At 65.6% G+C, this 17648-nt stretch carries 14 protein-coding genes, 3 tRNA genes and 3 pseudogenes; 13 read left to right on the forward strand and 7 right to left on the reverse strand.

Annotation, left to right across the window (positions count from 1 at the left end):
* Positions 1 to 89 precede the first annotated feature (89 nt).
* From dnaA to IT882_RS00035, 7 genes and pseudogenes are all read left to right on the forward strand, one after another.
* Positions 90 to 1507 (forward strand): annotated as a pseudogene (gene dnaA / locus IT882_RS00005) (chromosomal replication initiator protein DnaA).
* 452 nt (positions 1508 to 1959) lie between these two features.
* Positions 1960 to 3111, forward strand: coding sequence for a DNA polymerase III subunit beta (gene dnaN, locus IT882_RS00010; RefSeq protein ID WP_195692643.1), 1152 nt, complete (start codon positions 1960 to 1962; stop codon positions 3109 to 3111).
* A gap of 46 nt (positions 3112 to 3157) precedes the next feature.
* Positions 3158 to 4326: pseudogene (gene recF, locus IT882_RS00015) on the forward strand (DNA replication/repair protein RecF).
* Entirely contained in the window at positions 4323 to 4820 is a 498-nt protein-coding gene (locus IT882_RS00020; RefSeq protein ID WP_195692644.1) for a DUF721 domain-containing protein, read from the forward strand. The pseudogene recF and the gene IT882_RS00020 overlap by 4 nt, the downstream one beginning before the upstream one ends.
* A gap of 121 nt (positions 4821 to 4941) precedes the next feature.
* Positions 4942 to 6981: a DNA topoisomerase (ATP-hydrolyzing) subunit B gene (gyrB, locus tag IT882_RS00025; protein WP_195692645.1), complete on the forward strand. Its 2040-nt coding sequence runs from the start codon at positions 4942 to 4944 to the stop codon at positions 6979 to 6981.
* A 38-nt stretch (positions 6982 to 7019) separates the two neighbouring features.
* A pseudogene (gene gyrA / locus IT882_RS00030) lies at positions 7020 to 9676 on the forward strand (DNA gyrase subunit A).
* Positions 9594 to 9995: a DUF3566 domain-containing protein gene (locus IT882_RS00035; protein ID WP_195692646.1), complete on the forward strand. Its 402-nt coding sequence runs from the start codon at positions 9594 to 9596 to the stop codon at positions 9993 to 9995. The pseudogene gyrA and the gene IT882_RS00035 overlap by 83 nt, the downstream one beginning before the upstream one ends.
* 37 nt (positions 9996 to 10032) lie before the next feature.
* On the opposite strand, the gene IT882_RS00040 is transcribed toward IT882_RS00035, so the two are convergent.
* The gene (locus IT882_RS00040) at positions 10033 to 10746 is read right to left on the reverse strand and encodes a VIT1/CCC1 transporter family protein (protein ID WP_195692647.1); all 714 of its coding nucleotides are present in this window, start codon (positions 10744 to 10746) and stop codon (positions 10033 to 10035) included.
* 184 nt (positions 10747 to 10930) lie between these two features.
* On the opposite strand from IT882_RS00040, the gene IT882_RS00045 reads away from it, so the two are divergent.
* The 3 genes from IT882_RS00045 (at position 10931) to IT882_RS00055 (ending at position 11664) form a co-directional block, all read left to right on the forward strand.
* Positions 10931 to 11004: transfer RNA gene (locus tag IT882_RS00045), tRNA-Ile, on the forward strand.
* A gap of 10 nt (positions 11005 to 11014) precedes the next feature.
* Positions 11015 to 11087, forward strand: a tRNA-Ala gene (locus IT882_RS00050).
* A 244-nt stretch (positions 11088 to 11331) separates the two neighbouring features.
* Positions 11332 to 11664 carry a hypothetical protein gene (locus IT882_RS00055; protein ID WP_229382192.1) on the forward strand — a complete coding sequence of 111 codons (333 nt, stop codon included), beginning with the start codon at positions 11332 to 11334 and terminating at the stop codon, positions 11662 to 11664.
* 59 nt (positions 11665 to 11723) lie between these two features.
* Here the strand turns inward: IT882_RS00055 and IT882_RS00060 are convergent, their stop codons facing one another.
* The 5 genes from IT882_RS00060 to IT882_RS00075 all read right to left on the reverse strand — a co-directional run bounded on the left by IT882_RS00060 (position 11724) and on the right by IT882_RS00075 (position 14801).
* Positions 11724 to 12638 carry an HIRAN domain-containing protein gene (locus IT882_RS00060; RefSeq protein WP_195692649.1) on the reverse strand — a complete coding sequence of 305 codons (915 nt, stop codon included), beginning with the start codon at positions 12636 to 12638 and terminating at the stop codon, positions 11724 to 11726.
* 149 nt (positions 12639 to 12787) lie between these two features.
* Complete coding sequence (locus IT882_RS00065) at positions 12788 to 13189, reverse strand: hypothetical protein (RefSeq protein WP_195692650.1); 402 nt, start codon at positions 13187 to 13189, stop codon at positions 12788 to 12790.
* Positions 13190 to 13231: 42 nt separating this feature from the next.
* Positions 13232 to 13363 (reverse strand): hypothetical protein, encoded by a 132-nt coding sequence (locus IT882_RS16810; RefSeq protein ID WP_267490533.1) that lies wholly within the window; start codon positions 13361 to 13363, stop codon positions 13232 to 13234.
* A 5-nt stretch (positions 13364 to 13368) separates the two neighbouring features.
* Positions 13369 to 14256 (reverse strand): hypothetical protein, encoded by an 888-nt coding sequence (locus IT882_RS00070; RefSeq protein WP_195692651.1) that lies wholly within the window; start codon positions 14254 to 14256, stop codon positions 13369 to 13371.
* The gene (locus IT882_RS00075) at positions 14253 to 14801 is read right to left on the reverse strand and encodes a DUF6932 family protein (protein WP_195692652.1); all 549 of its coding nucleotides are present in this window, start codon (positions 14799 to 14801) and stop codon (positions 14253 to 14255) included. Before IT882_RS00075 ends, IT882_RS00070 begins: the two co-directional genes overlap by 4 nt.
* A gap of 174 nt (positions 14802 to 14975) precedes the next feature.
* Between IT882_RS00075 and IT882_RS00080 the strand changes: the two genes are divergently transcribed.
* From IT882_RS00080 to IT882_RS00090, 3 genes are all read left to right on the forward strand, one after another.
* A tRNA-OTHER gene (locus IT882_RS00080) sits at positions 14976 to 15045 on the forward strand.
* A 129-nt stretch (positions 15046 to 15174) separates the two neighbouring features.
* Entirely contained in the window at positions 15175 to 16530 is a 1356-nt protein-coding gene (locus IT882_RS00085; RefSeq protein WP_195692653.1) for an NtaA/DmoA family FMN-dependent monooxygenase, read from the forward strand.
* A gap of 4 nt (positions 16531 to 16534) precedes the next feature.
* Positions 16535 to 16972, forward strand: coding sequence for an NUDIX hydrolase (locus IT882_RS00090; protein ID WP_195692654.1), 438 nt, complete (start codon positions 16535 to 16537; stop codon positions 16970 to 16972).
* A 66-nt stretch (positions 16973 to 17038) separates the two neighbouring features.
* Here the strand turns inward: IT882_RS00090 and IT882_RS00095 are convergent, their stop codons facing one another.
* Positions 17039 to 17623 (reverse strand): DNA helicase, encoded by a 585-nt coding sequence (locus tag IT882_RS00095; protein WP_195692655.1) that lies wholly within the window; start codon positions 17621 to 17623, stop codon positions 17039 to 17041.
* Positions 17624 to 17648 lie beyond the last annotated feature (25 nt).

Here is a 17648-nt window from a genome sequence, read left to right on the forward strand (position 1 = left end):
CGGATGCCGCTGACTACCGTTGCCCCGATAGTTATCCACAGCCGGGGACGGGCGCGCCGCACCGATGCCGCTGACGCCTGAGGGGGGCCATGTCGACCCAGGAGATTCCCGACGTTCCGGTCTGGACCGCCGCGCTCGAAATCATGCGCGGCGATGATCGGATCACGCCACAGCTCGAGGGCTTCCTCAACCTCGCGGTGGCTCAAGGGGTCATGGGCGGCACCCTCTATCTCGACGTTCCGAACGAGCTGACTGCCGCGCAGATCAACAAGCGCATGCGCGCGCCCATCCTCGAGGCCCTCGCCCACGCTGACGACGGTGGCGGGGAGAGCGTGTCGGCATTCCGCGTCGTCGTGAATCCCGACCTCGCCGAATCTCACCTCAACGCCGTCCTCCCGCTGGCCGCACCGCCAGCCCCATCCATGCACCGCGCGACCGAGGAACCGATCGAGTCGACGAGTACGTCCTCGCGCACCGACACGCGCCTGAACCCCAAGTACACCTTCGACAACTTCGTCATCGGTCAGTCCAACAGGTTCGCCCACGCCGCGGCGGTCGCCGTGGCGGAGGCCCCCGCAAAGGCGTACAACCCGCTCTTCATCTACGGCGACTCTGGCCTCGGCAAGACACACCTCTTGCACGCGATCGGTGACTACGCGATCAGCCTGTATGCCGGCATCAAAGTCCGGTACGTGTCGAGCGAAGAGTTCACGAACGACTTCATCAACTCGATCGCGAACAACCGCGGCGCTGCGTTCCAGGCACGGTATCGGGATGTCGACATCCTGCTGATCGATGACATCCAGTTCTTGCAGGGACGCGCCGAGACGCAGGAAGCGTTCTTCCACACCTTCAATCAGCTGCACGATCACGACAAGCAGGTCGTCATCACCAGCGACGTTCCCCCAAGCACCTCACCGGCTTCGAAGACCGGATGCGCAGCCGCTTCGAGTGGGGCCTTATCACCGACGTCCAGGCTCCCGACCTCGAAACCCGCATCGCGATTCTGCGCAAGAAAGCGCAGAGCGAACGACTTCACATCCCCGACGACGTGCTCGAGTACATCGCAACCGCGGTCTCGTCGAACATCCGTGAGCTCGAGGGCGCCCTCATCCGGGTCTCGGCGTTCGCAAGTCTGAACCGCTCGAGCCTCGACATCTCCCTCGCGCAGACCGTGCTGCGCGACATCATCGATCAGGATGACGCCAACGTCGTCTCGCCGACCGACATCATCGCCGCCACCGCCACCTACTTCAAGCTGTCGGTCGACGACCTGTACGGATCGAGCCGCTCGCAGGCTGTTGCCACGGCCCGTCAGATCGCGATGTACCTGTGCCGCGAGCGGACGAGTCTCTCCCTTCCCAAAATCGGCCAGCTCTTCGGCAATCGCGATCACACGACGGTGATGTACGCGTACAAGAAGATCAGCGACCTCATGAAAGAACGCCGCTCGATCTACAACCAGGTCTCAGAAATCACCGCCCAGCTCGGACGCAACGGCCGCTGAGCCTCGTCCCGCTGCGACGAATCCGGGTCTCATAGGAGGCTCATGGATTCTCACTTGACACTGCGCCATCCGCAGCGCAAAAATACGCGTTCCCCACAGTGTGGATAACCTGTGGATAAGTGTGGACGCGTCGGGCTCAACTGTGAATGACACGTCCGTCACCTGTGGAACTGGCCGCGAGACTCCGTCGTCCGGCTCGACGATTAACGCAGCTCTTCCGCAATCCGTCCACAAATGACACGAATGTGGTTTCGGCTCGCCATAAGGGATCGCTCGATTCATCCACAGTTCCCACAGGTGTTAACACCATGACAAAGAACTTCTTGAGATGAATCCGGTTCGATGACCTTGGGGATGCAGCGAGCACCGCGGACAGGCCGGCCGGATCTCTTGAGGTCACAAGACATGTGGGCACTAGCATGGGAGAGCCCAACCGGATCGAGGGAGCGCGCGTGAGGTTCGAAGTCAACCGCGATGTGTTCAGCGAGGCTGTGTCGTTCGTCGTCAAGCTGCTGCCGCAACGCAACCCGCAGCCGATCCTTGCGGGCATCCTGATCGAGGCGAGCGCCGATGGTCTCTCGCTGTCGGCCTTCGACTACGAGGCCTCGGCACGAACGCTCATCGATGCAACCGTCGATGACCCGGGCACGATCCTTGTCCACGGGCGACTGCTGTCCGAGATTGCGAACCGGCTGCCGAACGCACCGGTGACCGTGCGCGTCGACGATGACGGCGGCATCCTACTGACCTGCGGCTCGGCGACGTTCACCCTCGCCTCGATGCCGGTGGCGGAGTACCCCGCGATTCCCGAAGTCACGGGCGAGTCCGGTCTCGTTCCTGCCGAGGATTTCGCGACCGCGATCGCGCAGGTCGCCTTCGCCGCTTCGCGAGACGATGTCACACCGGTTCTCACCGGCGTTCAGCTCGAGGTTTCCGGCAACCACCTGAGCCTCGTTGCCACCGACCGGTACCGCGTCGCGCTGCGCCAGATCCCGTGGGATGCGGCAGGTGGGGCAACGCAAGAGGGCGCCACCGCGCTTGTCCCGGCGCGCACGCTGACGGAAGTGGGCAAGACCTTCGCGCACTCGGGGCAGATCTCCATCGCGTTCTCGGGAAGCGGCGACCGCGAGATCATCGCCTTCACGGCGGGCAACAAGACGGTCACGTCGCTTCTCATCAAGGGCAACTTCCCGCCCGTGCGCCGGCTCTTCCCCGAGCAGACCGAGCACCACGCTGTTGTGAGCACCTCGGAGTTCGCCGAAGCCGTCCGCCGCGTTTCGCTGGTGCTCGACCGGTCAGCGCCCCTGCGATTCACGTTCACCGCCGAGGGCGTCTCGATGGATGCCGCCGGCACCGAGCAGGCGCGCGCGACGGAGTCCGTCGATGCGACGCTGGCGGGTGAGGATGTCACCCTGGGTCTGAACCCGCAGTACCTGCTCGAGGCTCTCGGCGCGGTGCGCAGCGAGTTCTCGCGTGTGACGTTCACCTCCAGCGACAACGCCAACAAGCTCAGCCCGGTGCTCATCACAGCGCAGACCTCGGTCGACCGCGCGGGCGAAGACTCGTTCAAGTACCTGCTGCAGCCGAACCTGCTGCTGCGCTGATCGCCGACGCGGAGTGCGCGTCTGCGGTGGCGGATAGCCTGTATCGATGATCGTCGAGCGGCTGAGTCTCACCGACTTCCGCAACTACGCTCGTGCGGAGCTCGATCTCTCACGCGGTCCGACAGTGCTCGTGGGAAGCAACGGCCAGGGGAAGACCAATCTGGCTGAGGCTGTGGCGTACCTGGCGACGGCAGGTTCGCATCGCGTGTCAGCCGATGCGCCCCTGGTTCGCGAAGGTTCCGATTTCGCAATCGTCCGCGCGACGCTCGCCCACGGCGAGCGGCGGCTGAATGTCGACGTTCAGATCAATCGCCAGGGTTCCAACCGCGCGCAGGTCAACGGCACCACCATCCGCACCGGTGAACTTGGGCGCTACGCGCACGTCGTCTTGTTCGCGCCGGAGGATCTGCAGGTCGTGCGCGGCGACCCGGGAGCTCGCCGCCGATTTGCGGACCAGCTTCTCGTGCAGCGCTACCCGCGGCTGTCGGCGACGCTCGCCGACTACGACCGCGTGCTCAAGCAGCGGGGAGCTCTGCTGAAGTCGGCCCGCGCGCGACGACTGGATAGTGACGCTCTGCCGACGCTCGATGTCTGGGATGACAAACTCGTGGGCCTGGGCGTCGAGATCATTCGCGCACGCGAAGCCCTTGTGCGTGATCTTGCCGGACCGATCGCCGACGCGTACGCGGCGATCGCGGGCGCAGACCACGCGCCGGATGCCCGCTGGGTGCTCTCGGTAGACGGCGCCGACCCCGATGACGAGGATCGCGCCGTCGGTGACGCCGAACCTGGCGACCTGTTCGAGCGGTTCCGGAGTGCGCTCCGGGATAAGCGCTCGTCGGAACTGGATCGCGGTGTGAACCTCGTCGGACCACACCGTGATGATCTGCTGCTCTCGCTGCGGGGACTTCCGGCGCGAGGATACGCATCGCACGGCGAATCGTGGTCACTGGCGCTGGCACTGCGCATCGCCTCCGCGCACCTGCTGCGATCCGAATCCCAGCTCGGGGATCCGATCGTCATCCTCGATGACGTCTTCGCTGAACTCGACGCGGGCCGCCGGACGCGACTCGCCGACATCGTCGGGCACTTCGAGCAGGTGATCGTCACCGCAGCCGTGGAAGAAGATGTCCCCCGGCCCTCCGGGTCGGCACCGTGCGTGTCGAGGCCGGCACGTTGAGCGTCGATGGCTCGCGTGAGGATGGCTCGTCATGACGGTCGGATCGGACGCGGCATCCTCGGTTCCCGAGACCGTGGCCACGTACCTGCGTCTTCGAGGACTTGCCCCCACAGCTCGGGTCGCTCGTCGGCGCCGCCGGCGGATGGATGACGAGAACCAGCCGTTCACCGCGGGGCGCGACCCGAAGGGGGTCGCCGACGTGCTCACCGACCTCACCCGGGATGCCGGATGGGACGCGCAGCTGGCCCGCGAAGATGTCGTTCGCACGTGGAACGAGGTCGCGGGGGCCGAGACGGCCCGCCACACGCGTCCCGTGGGGTTCGTCGACGGCATCCTCACCGTCCAGGCCGATTCGACCGCGTGGGCTCGGCAGTTGCAGCTCATGCGTTCCCAGATCCTCACGGAGATCATTCGTCGGTTTCCCGAAGCGGGCGTCGAGAACGTGCGTTTCATCGGACCGGACGTCCCCTCTTGGAAATGGGGTCCCAGAGCGGTCCCAGGCCGTGGTCCGCGCGATACCTACGGTTGAACCACCTCCCGGGACGTCTCGACGACTTTCATCGCGCCACAAGCCCGTATAGCCCTTGATCGCCACGCAAACTTGATAGACTGGCGGATAGTCCTATCGTCGATGTGGAGCGCCTCTCACTATGCCCTCAGAAGTCCCTGAAAGCGTTCCCGAAGATCCGCAGTTAGCCAACGCCGGCAAGGTCCACAACGCGTACGGCGCGGACGAGATCCAGGTACTCGAGGGTCTCGAAGCCGTTCGGAAGCGCCCCGGGATGTACATCGGGTCAACCGGTGAGCGCGGCCTGCATCACCTCGTCTACGAGATCGTCGACAACTCCGTCGACGAAGCGCTCGCGGGGTACTGCGACACGATCACCGTCACAATCCTCGAAGACGGCGCCGTTCGCGTCGTCGACAACGGCCGCGGAATTCCCGTGGACATGCACCGTACCGAGGGAAAGTCGACGGTCGAGGTCGTTCTGACCGTGCTCCACGCGGGCGGCAAGTTCGGCGGCGGCGGATACGCCGTTTCCGGCGGTCTGCACGGCGTGGGCTCGTCGGTCGTGAACGCGCTGTCGAGCCGCCTCGAGGTCGAGGTCAAGCGCCAGGGATTCGTCTGGCGTCAGTCTTTCCGTGAGGGTGGCACGCCACTCGCTCCGCTGGCGAAGGCCGAGCCGAGCGATGAGACCGGGACGACCATCACCTTCTGGCCCGATGCCGGCATCTTCGACACTGTTCACTTCGACTACGACACTCTCCGTACCCGCTTCCAGCAGATGGCCTTCCTCAACAAGGGCCTGCGGATCACGCTGCGTGACGAGCGCCCCGACTCGGCCTACGTGGTCGACGATCAGTCCGGAGGCACGACGGCCACGCAGCCGCATGATGACTTCCTGTACGAGCGCGGGCTCGTCGACTATGTCGAGTACCTCAACAAGGTGCGCAAGACCGAGGTCGTCAACGACGAGATCATCGAGGTCGAATCCGAAGACACCGACCGCCACATCTCCCTCGAACTCGCGATGCAGTGGACCACGAGCTACACCGAGAACGTGTTCACGTTCGCGAACACGATCAACACCCACGAGGGCGGAACCCACGAAGAGGGGTTCCGCGCCGCCCTGACGACGCTCGTGAACAGGTACGCGCGCGCCCAGGGCATGCTCAAAGAGAAGGACGACAACCTCACCGGTGAAGACATCCGGGAGGGGCTGACCGCTGTCATTTCGGTGAAGCTCTCCGAGCCTCAGTTCGAGGGCCAGACCAAGACGAAGCTCGGAAACACCGAGGCCAAGGCGTTCGTGCAGAAGGTTGTCGGTGACCAATTGACCGACTGGCTCGACCGCAATCCGGCGCAGGCCAAGAACGTCATCCGTAAGGCGATCGATGCCGCGACCGCGCGGCTGGCAGCACGCAAGGCGCGCGAAACCGCGCGCCGCAAGAGCGTCTTCGAGTCGGCGGCGATGCCCGACAAGCTCAAGGACTGCGTCTCCAAGGACCCCTCGATCAGCGAGATCTTCCTGGTGGAGGGTGACTCGGCCGGTGGCTCCGCGGTTGGTGGTCGAGACCCCCACACCCAGGCGATCCTCGCCCTGCGCGGCAAGATCCTCAACGTCGAACGCGCGCGCCTTGACCGTGCCCTGGGCAACAAAGAAGTCCAGGCGATGATCTCGGCCTTCGGCACGGGCATCGGTGAAGACTTCGACATCGCGAAGTCTCGGTATCACAAGATCGTTCTGATGACGGATGCCGACGTCGATGGCCAGCACATCACGACGCTGCTGCTGACCCTGCTCTTCCGCTACATGAGGGGACTCATCGAGGCCGGATTCGTCTACCTCGCCCAGCCGCCGCTGTACCGGCTCAAGTGGTCGAACTCCCCCCACGAGTACGTGTACTCGGACCGCGAGCGTGATGCACTTCTCGTGGAGGGCGCTGCCGCCGGCAAGCGCATCCCGAAAGACAACGCGATCCAGCGGTACAAGGGTCTCGGTGAGATGAACGCCGAGGAGCTGTGGGAGACCACGATGGATCCAGAGACCCGCACCCTCCGTCAGGTGACGATCGATGACGCGGCTGCCGCCGACGAGATCTTCTCCATCCTCATGGGCGAGGACGTCGAGTCTCGCCGCGGATTCATTCAGCGAAACGCCAAAGACGTCCGGTTCCTGGACATCTGAGCGATCGACGTCAGTACAGCGACGAAGTAGAGATAGACATGGCAGACGAACAGCGCCCCGAGCCGGTGCACAACCACGGCCGCATCGATCAGGTCGACCTCCAGTTGGAGATGCAGCGGTCGTATCTCGACTACGCGATGAGCGTCATCGTCGGGCGCGCACTGCCCGACGTCCGTGACGGCCTCAAGCCGGTGCATCGCCGTGTGATCTACGGCATGTACGATGGCGGCTACCGGCCCGACAAGTCGTTCTCGAAGTGCTCTCGCGTGGTCGGCGAGGTCATGGGTCAGTACCACCCGCACGGCGACTCCGCCATCTATGACACCCTCGTGCGCCTCGTGCAGCCGTGGGCTCTGCGCTATCCGCTCGCGCTCGGTCAGGGGAACTTCGGCACCCCGGGCAACCAGGGCGCCGCGGCGCCCCGGTACACCGAGACCAAGATGGCTCCTCTCGCCCTCGAGATGGTGCGAGACATCGAGGAAGAGACTGTCGACTTCCAGCCCAACTACGACGGGCAGACGCAAGAACCCATCGTGCTGCCGGCGCGGTTCCCCAACCTGTTGGTGAACGGGTCGGTGGGTATCGCGGTCGGCATGGCCACCAACATCCCGCCGCACAACCTCCGCGAGGTTTCCGCGGGCGCGCTGTGGGCGCTCGAGCACCCCGAGGCCACCCGCGAGGAGCTGCTCGAAGCGCTCATGGATCGCATCCCCGGTCCCGACTTCCCCACCTCCGCGCAGATCCTCGGCACGAAGGGCATCAAGGAGGCCTACCGCACCGGGCGCGGATCGATCACGATGCGGGCAGTCGTCAATGTCGAGGAGATCCAGGGCCGCACCTGCCTGGTGATCACGGAACTGCCCTACCAGGTCAACCCCGACAACGTCGCCGTCAAGATCGGTGACCTCGCGCGCGAGGGAAAGATCACCGGGATCGCCGACATCCGCGACGAGTCTTCGGGGCGCACCGGACAGCGCCTGGTGATCGTGCTCAAGCGCGACGCCGTCGCCAAGGTCGTGTTGAACAACCTGTACAAGCACACGCAGCTGCAGGAGAACTTCGGCGCGAACATGCTTGCGATCGTCGACGGCGTGCCTCGCACCCTGTCGCTCGACGGATTCATCAGCTACTGGATCGAGCACCAGGTCGATGTCATCGTGCGGCGGACCCGGTTCCGGCTGCGCAAGGCCGAAGAGCGGATGCACATTCTGCGCGGCTACCTCAAGGCACTCGATGCGCTCGACGACGTCATCGCCCTCATCCGTCGGTCGGCAACTGTCGATGACGCCCGCGTGGGTCTGAAGGACCTGCTCGAGATCGACGACGTGCAAGCCGACGCGATCCTGCAGATGCAGCTGCGCCGCCTGGCAGCGCTCGAGCGGCAGAAGATCATCGACGAGGCCACCGAGCTGGAAGCCCAGATCCTGGACTTCCAGGCGATCCTCGCCGATCCGATGCGTCAGCGTTCCATCATCCGTGACGAACTGACCGCGATCGTCGAGCGCTTCGGCGACGACCGCCGCACCGAGATCATGCCCGGCTTCGACGGTGACATGTCGGTCGAGGACCTCATCCCCGAAGAGGAAATGGTCATCACCGTCACTCGCGCCGGCTACATCAAGCGCACGCGCAGCGACAATTACCGGTCGCAGCACCGCGGCGGCAAGGGCGTGCGGGGTGCGCAGCTGCGGGCGGATGACGTCGTCGAGCACTTCTTCGTGACGACCACCCACCACTGGTTGTTGTTCTTCACGAACAAGGGACGCGTCTACCGCGCGAAGGCATACGAGCTTCCCGAGGCCGGGCGCGATGCCAAGGGCCAGCACGTCGCGAACTTCCTCGCGCTCCAGCCCGATGAGGAGATCGCCCAGATTCTCGACATCCGGGACTACCAGGCCGCGCCGTATCTGGTCCTTGCCACCCGCAGTGGCCTGGTCAAGAAGACGCGCCTGACCGAGTACGACACGAACCGTCAGGGTGGCGTGATCGCCATCAAGCTGCGCGGCGGCGGTGACAGTGGCGGTGGCGAGGACGCCGGCGACGAGCTGACATCCGCGATGCTCGTCGACGAAGGTGACGACATCCTCCTGATCAGCCGGCAGGGCATGTCCCTGCGGTTCACGGCGACGGATGCGGCGCTTCGCCCGATGGGACGAGCGACCGAGGGCGTCAAGGGAATGTCGTTCCGCGGCGAGGATTGCCTGCTGTCGGCATCCGTCGTCCGTGACGAGGGCTACGTCTTTGTCGTCACCGAGGTCGGCTACGCGAAGCGCACCGATGTCGCACAGTATCGCGAGCAGGGACGCGGGGACTGGGTATCAAGGTCGCGAAGCTGACCGACGATCGGGGCGTGCTCGCAGGCGGTCTCATCGTCTCTGAGGACGACGAGGTCTTGGTGGTTCTTGCCAGCGGCAAGGTGGTACGCTCTGCCGTGGCCGAGGTCCCCGCTAAGGGTCGCGACACCATGGGTGTCGTCTTCGCCCGCCCCGATGACGAGGATCGCATCATCGCGGTCGCGCGTAACGGAGAGCGGGTTGTGGCAGAAGTCGCCGAAGCCGCGGATGCGTCGGATGACGCCGCCTCCCCCAGATTGTTGAAGGAAGTCCCGACGCATGACGACGGTTGCCGACAAACTCGCAAAGAAATCGAGCAAGACCACCACGAAGCAGGTGCGCCTGCGGCTCGTCTACGTTGACTTCTGGTCGGCTGTGAAGCTGTCGTTCCTCGCGGCCGTCGCGATCGCGATCGCGACAGTCGTGTTCTTCGTCCTGATCTTCTTGATCCTGGACACCACGGGCCTCATCTCGCAGGCCGACGAGTTCATCGGCAGCGTCACCGGCGAAGCCTTCTCGATGTCGGCGATTCTGTCGTTTACGCAGGTTCTCGCGTTCTCGGCGATCGTCGCGATCCTGAACCTCGTGGTCGTGACCGTCATGGGCGCCGTCGTTGCCGGGATCTACAACCTCGCGGTGAAGGTCACCGGCGGTCTGCTCGTCGGCTTCACCTCGAACTGACACACCGGTTCGCCGAGAGGATCGGCGGGCGTCGAGGTCAGACGACGGTCGTGCCGAGCAGTGTGCCGATGGCGTAGGTCGCCGCCAACGCCAGTGCGCCACCGATGACGAGGCGAAGCACCGCGTGACCCTGCGACGAACCGCCGAGGCGAGCCGAGATCGAGCCGGTGACTGCCAGCGCGATGAGGACGGCCACGACGGTGACCGGCACCCGCCACTCGGGCGGGGGGAGCAGAATCGCGAGGAGCGGCAGGAGCGCCCCCAGCGTGAACGCGACAGCCGACGAGAAGGCGGCCTGCCACGGGCTCACGAGATCGTCTTCGTCGATGTGCAACTCCACCTCGAGGTGGGCAGCGAGTGCATCGTGCGCCGTGAGCTCCGTCGCTACCTGCGCCGCGGTCTCTCGGCTCAGACCGCGCTCCTGGTAGAGCTGCGTCAACTCCTCGAGTTCTTCCTCGGGCATCTCAGCCAGCTCGCGACGCTCCTTCGCGATCAACGCTCGCTCGCTGTCGCGCTGGCTGCTCACCGAGACGTACTCGCCGAGGGCCATCGAGATCGCGCCACCCACCAAGCCGGCAACGCCGGCGAGGAGGAGGGCTGGAGTGTCGGTTGTCGCACCGGCGACGCCGACGACAAGTGAGGCGACGGAGACGATGCCGTCGTTGGCACCGAGAACTCCGGCGCGTAGCCAATTGAGCTTCTGACTCACGCCGGTGGCATGCGGTTCGTGAGGGTGGGTTGCGTCGGTCACGCCGCTCAGTCAACAACTCGGCTTCGCGCTGCGCAATGAAGGATCGGCTAAGCGAACTCGGCGATGATCCCGCCCCGAGTCGCGGCGGGGAGCGGCGGCGGACCTTCGGCATCCGGATTCGTGGAAATAGCATCCTGTCGGGTAAAGTCTTGGAGGTTGACGGCGCGAAGCGCCGGCACCACACGGGGCTATAGCTCAGGCGGTTAGAGCGCTTCACTGATAATGAAGAGGTCCCAGGTTCAAGTCCTGGTAGCCCCACGCAAGCCCCGGGGCCTTAGCTCAGTTGGTAGAGCGCCTGCTTTGCAAGCAGGATGTCAGGAGTTCGAATCTCCTAGGCTCCACATAGTAGAAGTCCCCTGATCAGAGTGCCTTTCCGGCCTCCTGCTCGGGGGACTTTCTCGTTGCCTCCAGAGCCGTTCGTGCCATGGTCGTGCCAGTAGCGGTCCCGATCGACCCTCCGGAGAGGGCATCCATGCCCGCATCCAGGCGGATCTGGATCGTGGCCGTCGCCCTGAGCAGGTAGTCGCCTCGGGGGATCTCCGAACGATCGTCGCGCTCCTCGACTGGCTTCCGTCGATGCCTGGGGTGAAGGACTCCCCGCACCGCGAGGACATCGAGGCTGAGATCGGCGCGCTCGCGTTCGATCGGCTCGCCGCGCTCGGCCATAAGCCCGCCGCCCAGCGGATCCAGGCGGAGCAGGAGATCGCCGGTCCCGCCGCATGGGCTCGCGTGCTCACTGAGGCTCAAACGGGCGAGATCAGCACGGGCGCGTGGACGGATCTCTACCGCGCCGACCCCGAGGGCTACCAGGAGGCCCGGGCGGGAGAGATCCCCGGACTCGGGGGTGAGGTTCGCCGGTTCGACATCTCAGCGGCCCGGGAGGTCGAGGCGAGCGCGGGCTTCCAAGGCATCCGGTAGTCGTTCGCCTGATCGGGAGCCCCGGTGTCTTCGGATGCCGGGGCTTTCGACTGTCGGCGCTACTCCTCGGGGGTTCGCCCACTCTGCACTGCGAGCCTGGACCGGCTCAGGCGCATGGTCACGCTCTCCGGGATCTCCCGATCTCCACACGCTGCGACGTAACGCTCCAGGAATGCGAGTTCATGGGGAAACTCCCGGAGACGGCGGAGGACCACTGAGATCTGCTCGGACGGCCACGGATCCGGGACCTCGCCGGTCACGACGCTCTCGCGCTCTGCGGCGTAGATGCACTGCTCCAGGAGATCGCGCGCCTCCTCGAACCGCTTCTGCCGCTTGAGTTCCGAGATCGAGGGCTTGAGCAGCGGCCAGTACTGCCCATCGACCTCGCCAGCGGTGCGGCGGGCCTCCTTGTGGGCTTCTCGCGCGGCCTTCTCGGCCTCCTTGCGTGCCTTCTCCGCTTCCCACTCTGCGATGTCTGCCTCGGATCGCTGACGATCGGCGGCGTAGTCCTTTTCGCTCTCCCGCTCTCCAGAGAATGCGAGGGTCACTCGGCCTCTCCAGGTGCCGTCGTCGTTTCGTGCCCAGACTCGGGCGAGGACGGTGGCGACGTTCCCTCTGCCGACTCCCCGGCAAGCCCTCGTGACGGAGGCGCTGACCTCCTGCGGGACGTGGCCGACCTGCTCGCCCATGACGACGACACGGACGGCGTTGGGATCGTACTTGTTGTCGGGCTCGGGGATGAGCCACGCGGTCTGCATGGTCACGCCACCCTCGGGGCGTCCGAGGTTCCGGAAGATCTTGCCGATGCCGTCGCGGTAGTAGGCCTCGCCCGAGACTTCGAGATCCTCGCGGAAGTCGACCGGGACCTCGCGACCAGGAGCGGCTGCTGGTGGTGCGGGCTGGGCGCGTGGAGCGGGTGTGGGCTCCACCTTCGCTTTGTCGCTGCCGAACAGTTTGGACAAGAACCCGGCCATTGGTGCCCTTCGTCGTGTGCGGGAGCCCCCGGCGTCCCGTCTTGGCCGAGTCTAGTGATCGGCCTCAGACCTGCGATCGGGCGGTTGTCTGGAGAAGTCGATCGCCTCATACAGAGCCCTGTGTCTACTGATGGCGGGGCTCTCCGCCTTCAGGGCACGCGGTAGTCGTGCGGGTCAGTGTCTAGGACCGGGCGATCATCGGCTATCCCAGGATTGTCGCGAATCTCGGCCATGGTCGCCTCCGGATCGCGTATCCAACCGCGCACCCGTGAATCGATGACGGAGAGTGCGGTCATCATCTCGTCCGGCGTAGAAACATCGACCGAGCGAGCGTAGGTGGATACCCACCGGGAGAACTTGCCCGCCGACCGCTCGTTCGCCGCCAACTGGAGGGCGGACATCCCCGGGGTGTGCTTCTCCGCGATCGCCTGAAATATCGTCTCCACGTCAGCGCCGCCGAATCGTTGAGAAAGCACATCGTTTGTCATCTGCTGGAGTTTCGCGGCGAATGGCGCGCGCAGGGTCCCGCCGGTCATCTCGTTGGCGCGCACCAAGGCGGACGCCGCGTCCTGCCATGCCTGGAGTGCGGACTGCTATGCCGCGAGAGCCACATCCCGAGACTTTGAGGCTTCGATCGCTTGCCACCAGGCCACGGCAGCGGCACCAGCAGTCGCAAGGAACACGCCGGCGTTGACGATGAGCCCCGCCAGGAGCAGAGGATCCACAGCGCTCAGTCCGCGAGAGTCTCGGGACGCGGGATCAGCCCGAGCAACCTGTAGGACGGCCGCCCGTGTGAGCCGTCCGCGCGGATCTGCACCGCCTTGATCAGACGAGCCCGGACCTGCGTGTTGATCGCATCCCGGACCTCCTCCAGTTGGTGCTCCTCGATCGCACCCTGATACTCCTTGCCCGTGTCGTTCTCGAGGATGAAGAACACGCGCCGCTGGGTTCGCATCCCGTCCATGAGCCCCTCGACGGTGAGCGGGGTCGAGTCGATCCGGCTGTCCTTGAGGACCTCGGGCACTCGTCGGGTCTGGGCCGATGTGAGCACGGCCTCCTCGGACTCCTGGCCGCGATCATCTCGGAGGCTGAATGTGAGGGACGAGTTGGTGTCGGACACTGCGCGGGCGACAGCGGAGACGGCGGCGCGGAACTGGGATCTCCGCGCGGGCAAGGCATCGAGCGAGTCGCTGTCGCTGGCATCCCTCGGGAGCACAGAGAGGAACTCCCGCACCGCGCGCTCCGCGAGATGCTCGGGCCGCTGGAACTCGAGATGGTCGGCGCTGACCTCTGGCTCGGGAAACCCGAACAGGAGCATGTGCCCGGTCTGAAGCCGAGGGATCAACGGGGTCAACTCGCGGATGTGCTTGCCGAGGACGATCGAGTCAGACTGTGGTTCCAGGAGCGCCTTCGCGGAGAGTGACGTGGCGCGTTGGATCGCGTGAGTGAGATGCGCGAGCGCGCTCACCGAGAGATCCTCGCTGACCTGGACGCGCAGGGGTGGAGCCGAGGGTGCGAACTTCTCGCGCAGGACCATGAGCCCTGTCCGGCGCAACTGGGCAAGTCGCGTGTCGCCCTCGATCTTGCCGAGGGTGCGGTCGATGTCGTCTCGGATCACCAGACCACCTCCGCTGCGCCTCTCGCGCCGGGGACTTCCCGACCGTCTCCAAGGAGTACAGCACCCATCCACGACACCACCTCATCGGCATCGTCCGGGTGGCAGAGGATGACCTCGATCCGACCACCGAATGGGTGCAGGACAGGCATATAGGTGGGTCCGAGGCTCCCGAGGATCACATCGTAGAGCGAGACGTGTTGGTAGAACCGATCCCACTCAGCCTCGGTCCATTGCTCGATCGTCGTGGGCTCGTCGGGGACGATGACGACGGAGAGGATGTCGAGAGGGCTGGCCTGGCGTGAGACGAAGGTCCCGGCGAGGAGCATTCGTCCGCTGGGGTAGAGCGACTTTGTCTGGTGAAGCAGGGCAAGAAACGCCGCCCAGGTGTGCTCTCGGAGGGCATCGTCGCGGGCGACAACGAACTCCTCGTCCAACTCCTCGATCTCGACCTCATGGACCCCTGGCTTTAGCCAGCCGGTCGCGGGATCGAGGACCTCGTCCCAGTCGATCTCGCCGTCTGGTTCCTGCGCCAGTGCATCCCCCATTAGGCGAGTATGCCAGGCCCGTGAGTCATGCGTTCGGGCGTTCGACTGTGGGAGCCCTCGACGGGCTCCCATCCCGTGCCAGATTCGTGCCACTAGGGGACCATTCGTGCCACAACTCGCCCCAATATGGCCAAACCAGAGCGGCCCGAGGTGCCCGTGATTCTGAGGGATCCCGGGCCTTCGGATGAGCCGCAGCGCCTGCTTTGCAAGCAGGATGTCAGGAGTTCGAATCTCCTAGGCTCCACAGTTTTTCTCTCCTCCCGGTGCGATGCGAATACCGCCGCCACGTGGGTGATGCTGTCACGTGCGTGAAACAGCTGGCGCGTAGCGTTGCCTGACCGCTGCACGCGTGTGCGCGGCGAAGGGAGCTCACGTGTCGGCACTGCGGTTCGGGGTTTTCGAGGTGTACGGCCCGCAGGTGGGTGGCACGCTGAGCTGGCCGCATCCGCTCAGCGACTCGATCGACTTCGCCGACCCGGAGCGCTGGGTGCGCCTGGCTCGGGTCATGGACGCTGCCGGCTTTGACTTCCTCTTCTTCGCCGACGGCTATGGCTACCCGATCGTCGGCGATGACATCAGTGCGGATGCTGTCGTGCAGGGCATCAACTTCTCGGGGTATGACCCCGCAACGCTCCTCCCGGTGCTCATGCGAGAGACCTCCGAGTTGGGGTTCGTCGTGACCGCGACGACCGGGATCGACCATCCCGTCCAACTCGCGCGCCGCTTCTCGACCCTCGATGCCATCTCGGGCGGACGGATCGGCTGGAACATCGTCACCGGGGCCTCGCAGAATGCGGTAGCTGAGCTCTTCGGCCACGACGGCATGGTCCCGCACGACACCCGATACGCCATGGCTGAGGAGTACGTGTCCCTTGCGCGCCGCTATTGGGAGGATGCCTGGAGCAATGACGCGCTCGTCGCCGACCGCGAGACGGGTGTGTACGCGCAGCGGTCCGGCATCCACCGGATCGTCTACGACGGGGATCATTATCGGTCGCGCGGGTACTACGGAGCCCCGCCGACTCCCCAGCGCACGCCGCTGCTGTTCCAGGCTGGCACGTCGCCGGCCGGTCGGGAGTTCGCGGCGCGGCATGCCGAGTGCGTGTTCGTCCAGGCGACCACACCGTCCCACACCGCGTCCGCAGTGGCCGACTTGCACCGGCGCGCGGGTGACGCTGGCCGGATGACACCGCTGGTGACGATGGCTGGCCTCACCGCGATCGTCGCCGAGACCTCCGCCGAGGCGCGCGAGCTGGCCGACGAGTTCGACCGGATGCAGACCGACGATGTCGTGGCGACCCTCTACGCAGGAAACACCGGCATCGACCTGCGGACGCTCGACCCCGATCAGACCCTCCATCAGGTGCTCGACGCGGGCGGGCCCATCGGACAGATGGGGACGAGCAACATCGAGCGCTTCCTCGGCACCCCTGACCGACCGGCACCGACGGTTCGCGAGATCCTCGACGAGTTGCGCGGGCGCGGCACGCGCGGGTTCCGTCTCGTCGGCGACCCAACCGAGGTCGCGGACGGCGTGGAGGAGCTCGCGGCGAGCACCGGGCTCGACGGGTTCCTCATCGAGCCGGTGTTTGGCACGCGGGACGTCGCTGCCTTCGGCGAGCTCGTTCTGCCAATCCTTCGCGAGCGGGGTCGGCTTGCGCCGCGCCGCTCCAACGCGACGTTCCGGGCCCGGATGCAGGAGCCGAGCCCGGTCGCTCCCGTATCGTGAACCCATGGATCTGCGGGTCGCGGCGTACTCGATCGTCATCGACGACGACAAACGCCTGCTGCTCGCGCACTGGAATGAGGGCGGCGCCTCGGGGTGGACTCTTCCCGGTGGTGGTCTTGAGCCCGGGGAGAGTCCGGATGTCGCCGCTCGCCGCGAAGCGCGGGAAGAGACCGGCTACCGCGTCGCGCTCGACGAGCTTCTCGGCATCCATTCGCGAGTGATCCCTGCCCACCGACGCCTCGTCGCCGGGTCCGACCTGCCGTTGCAGGCGCTGCGAATCGTCTATCGCGCACATGTCACCGGTGGCGAACTGCGCAACGAGACTGACGGGACGACCGATCGCGCGGAGTGGTTTCCGCTCGCTCAGGTGCGCCGTCTCAAGCGCGTCAGCCTCGTCAACATCGGTTTACGGATGGCGGGACTGGACGCCTTCACCCGCTGAGGGCATCCCCGAAAAAACTGCGGCGACCGGAAGCCGGTCGCCGCAGTGAGAGCTGATCTATCTGGATCAGGCGTCGGGAGCGCGCAGCGGGTCGTCGGCAACCCACAGCTCGTCGTCAGCCCGCAGCGTCTGCCAGGCGGCGTACAGAACACCGGCAGCGGCGATGACACCGAGGATGATGGCGAAGACGCCACCCGCCCCGATTCCCTGCTTCTGGGGCTCGAGCGCCGAGAGCTTCTTGGACAGCTTCTTCGAGACATCCTTGCCGTACTTGTCGGCGAGCTTCGCGTACTTCTTGGCGTCAGGCGCCGACAGTCCACGGCCCGCAGCAAGACGAGCGCGCGTCTCGTTCGCGGCATCCCAGGCTGATAGCGCCGAACCCACGATCGCACCCGTCGCGGGGATCGCGCGGTTGCTCAGGAACGACTTGGATGACGCGAGTCCGCGCTGCACATACGGCTGGGCGTACCGGCCGTAGGCATCCTGTACCTGGGGCACGACCTGCTCACGGCCGTAGTTGCCCAACTGCCGACCCGCTTGGCGGGCGATGTCAGCGGCTTCGCCAACGAGCGCCTGCTGCGACTCCCAGATGTCGTTCGCGTGCTTCTGGAGCTTGCGGAGTTCCTTCTTGCGCTTGCGGCTGAGGCTCACGGGGCCCTCCCTGTCGTGTCGACGT

The organism is Microbacterium schleiferi (assembly GCF_015565955.1).
Classification (GTDB): Bacteria; Actinomycetota; Actinomycetes; order Actinomycetales; family Microbacteriaceae; genus Microbacterium; species Microbacterium schleiferi_A.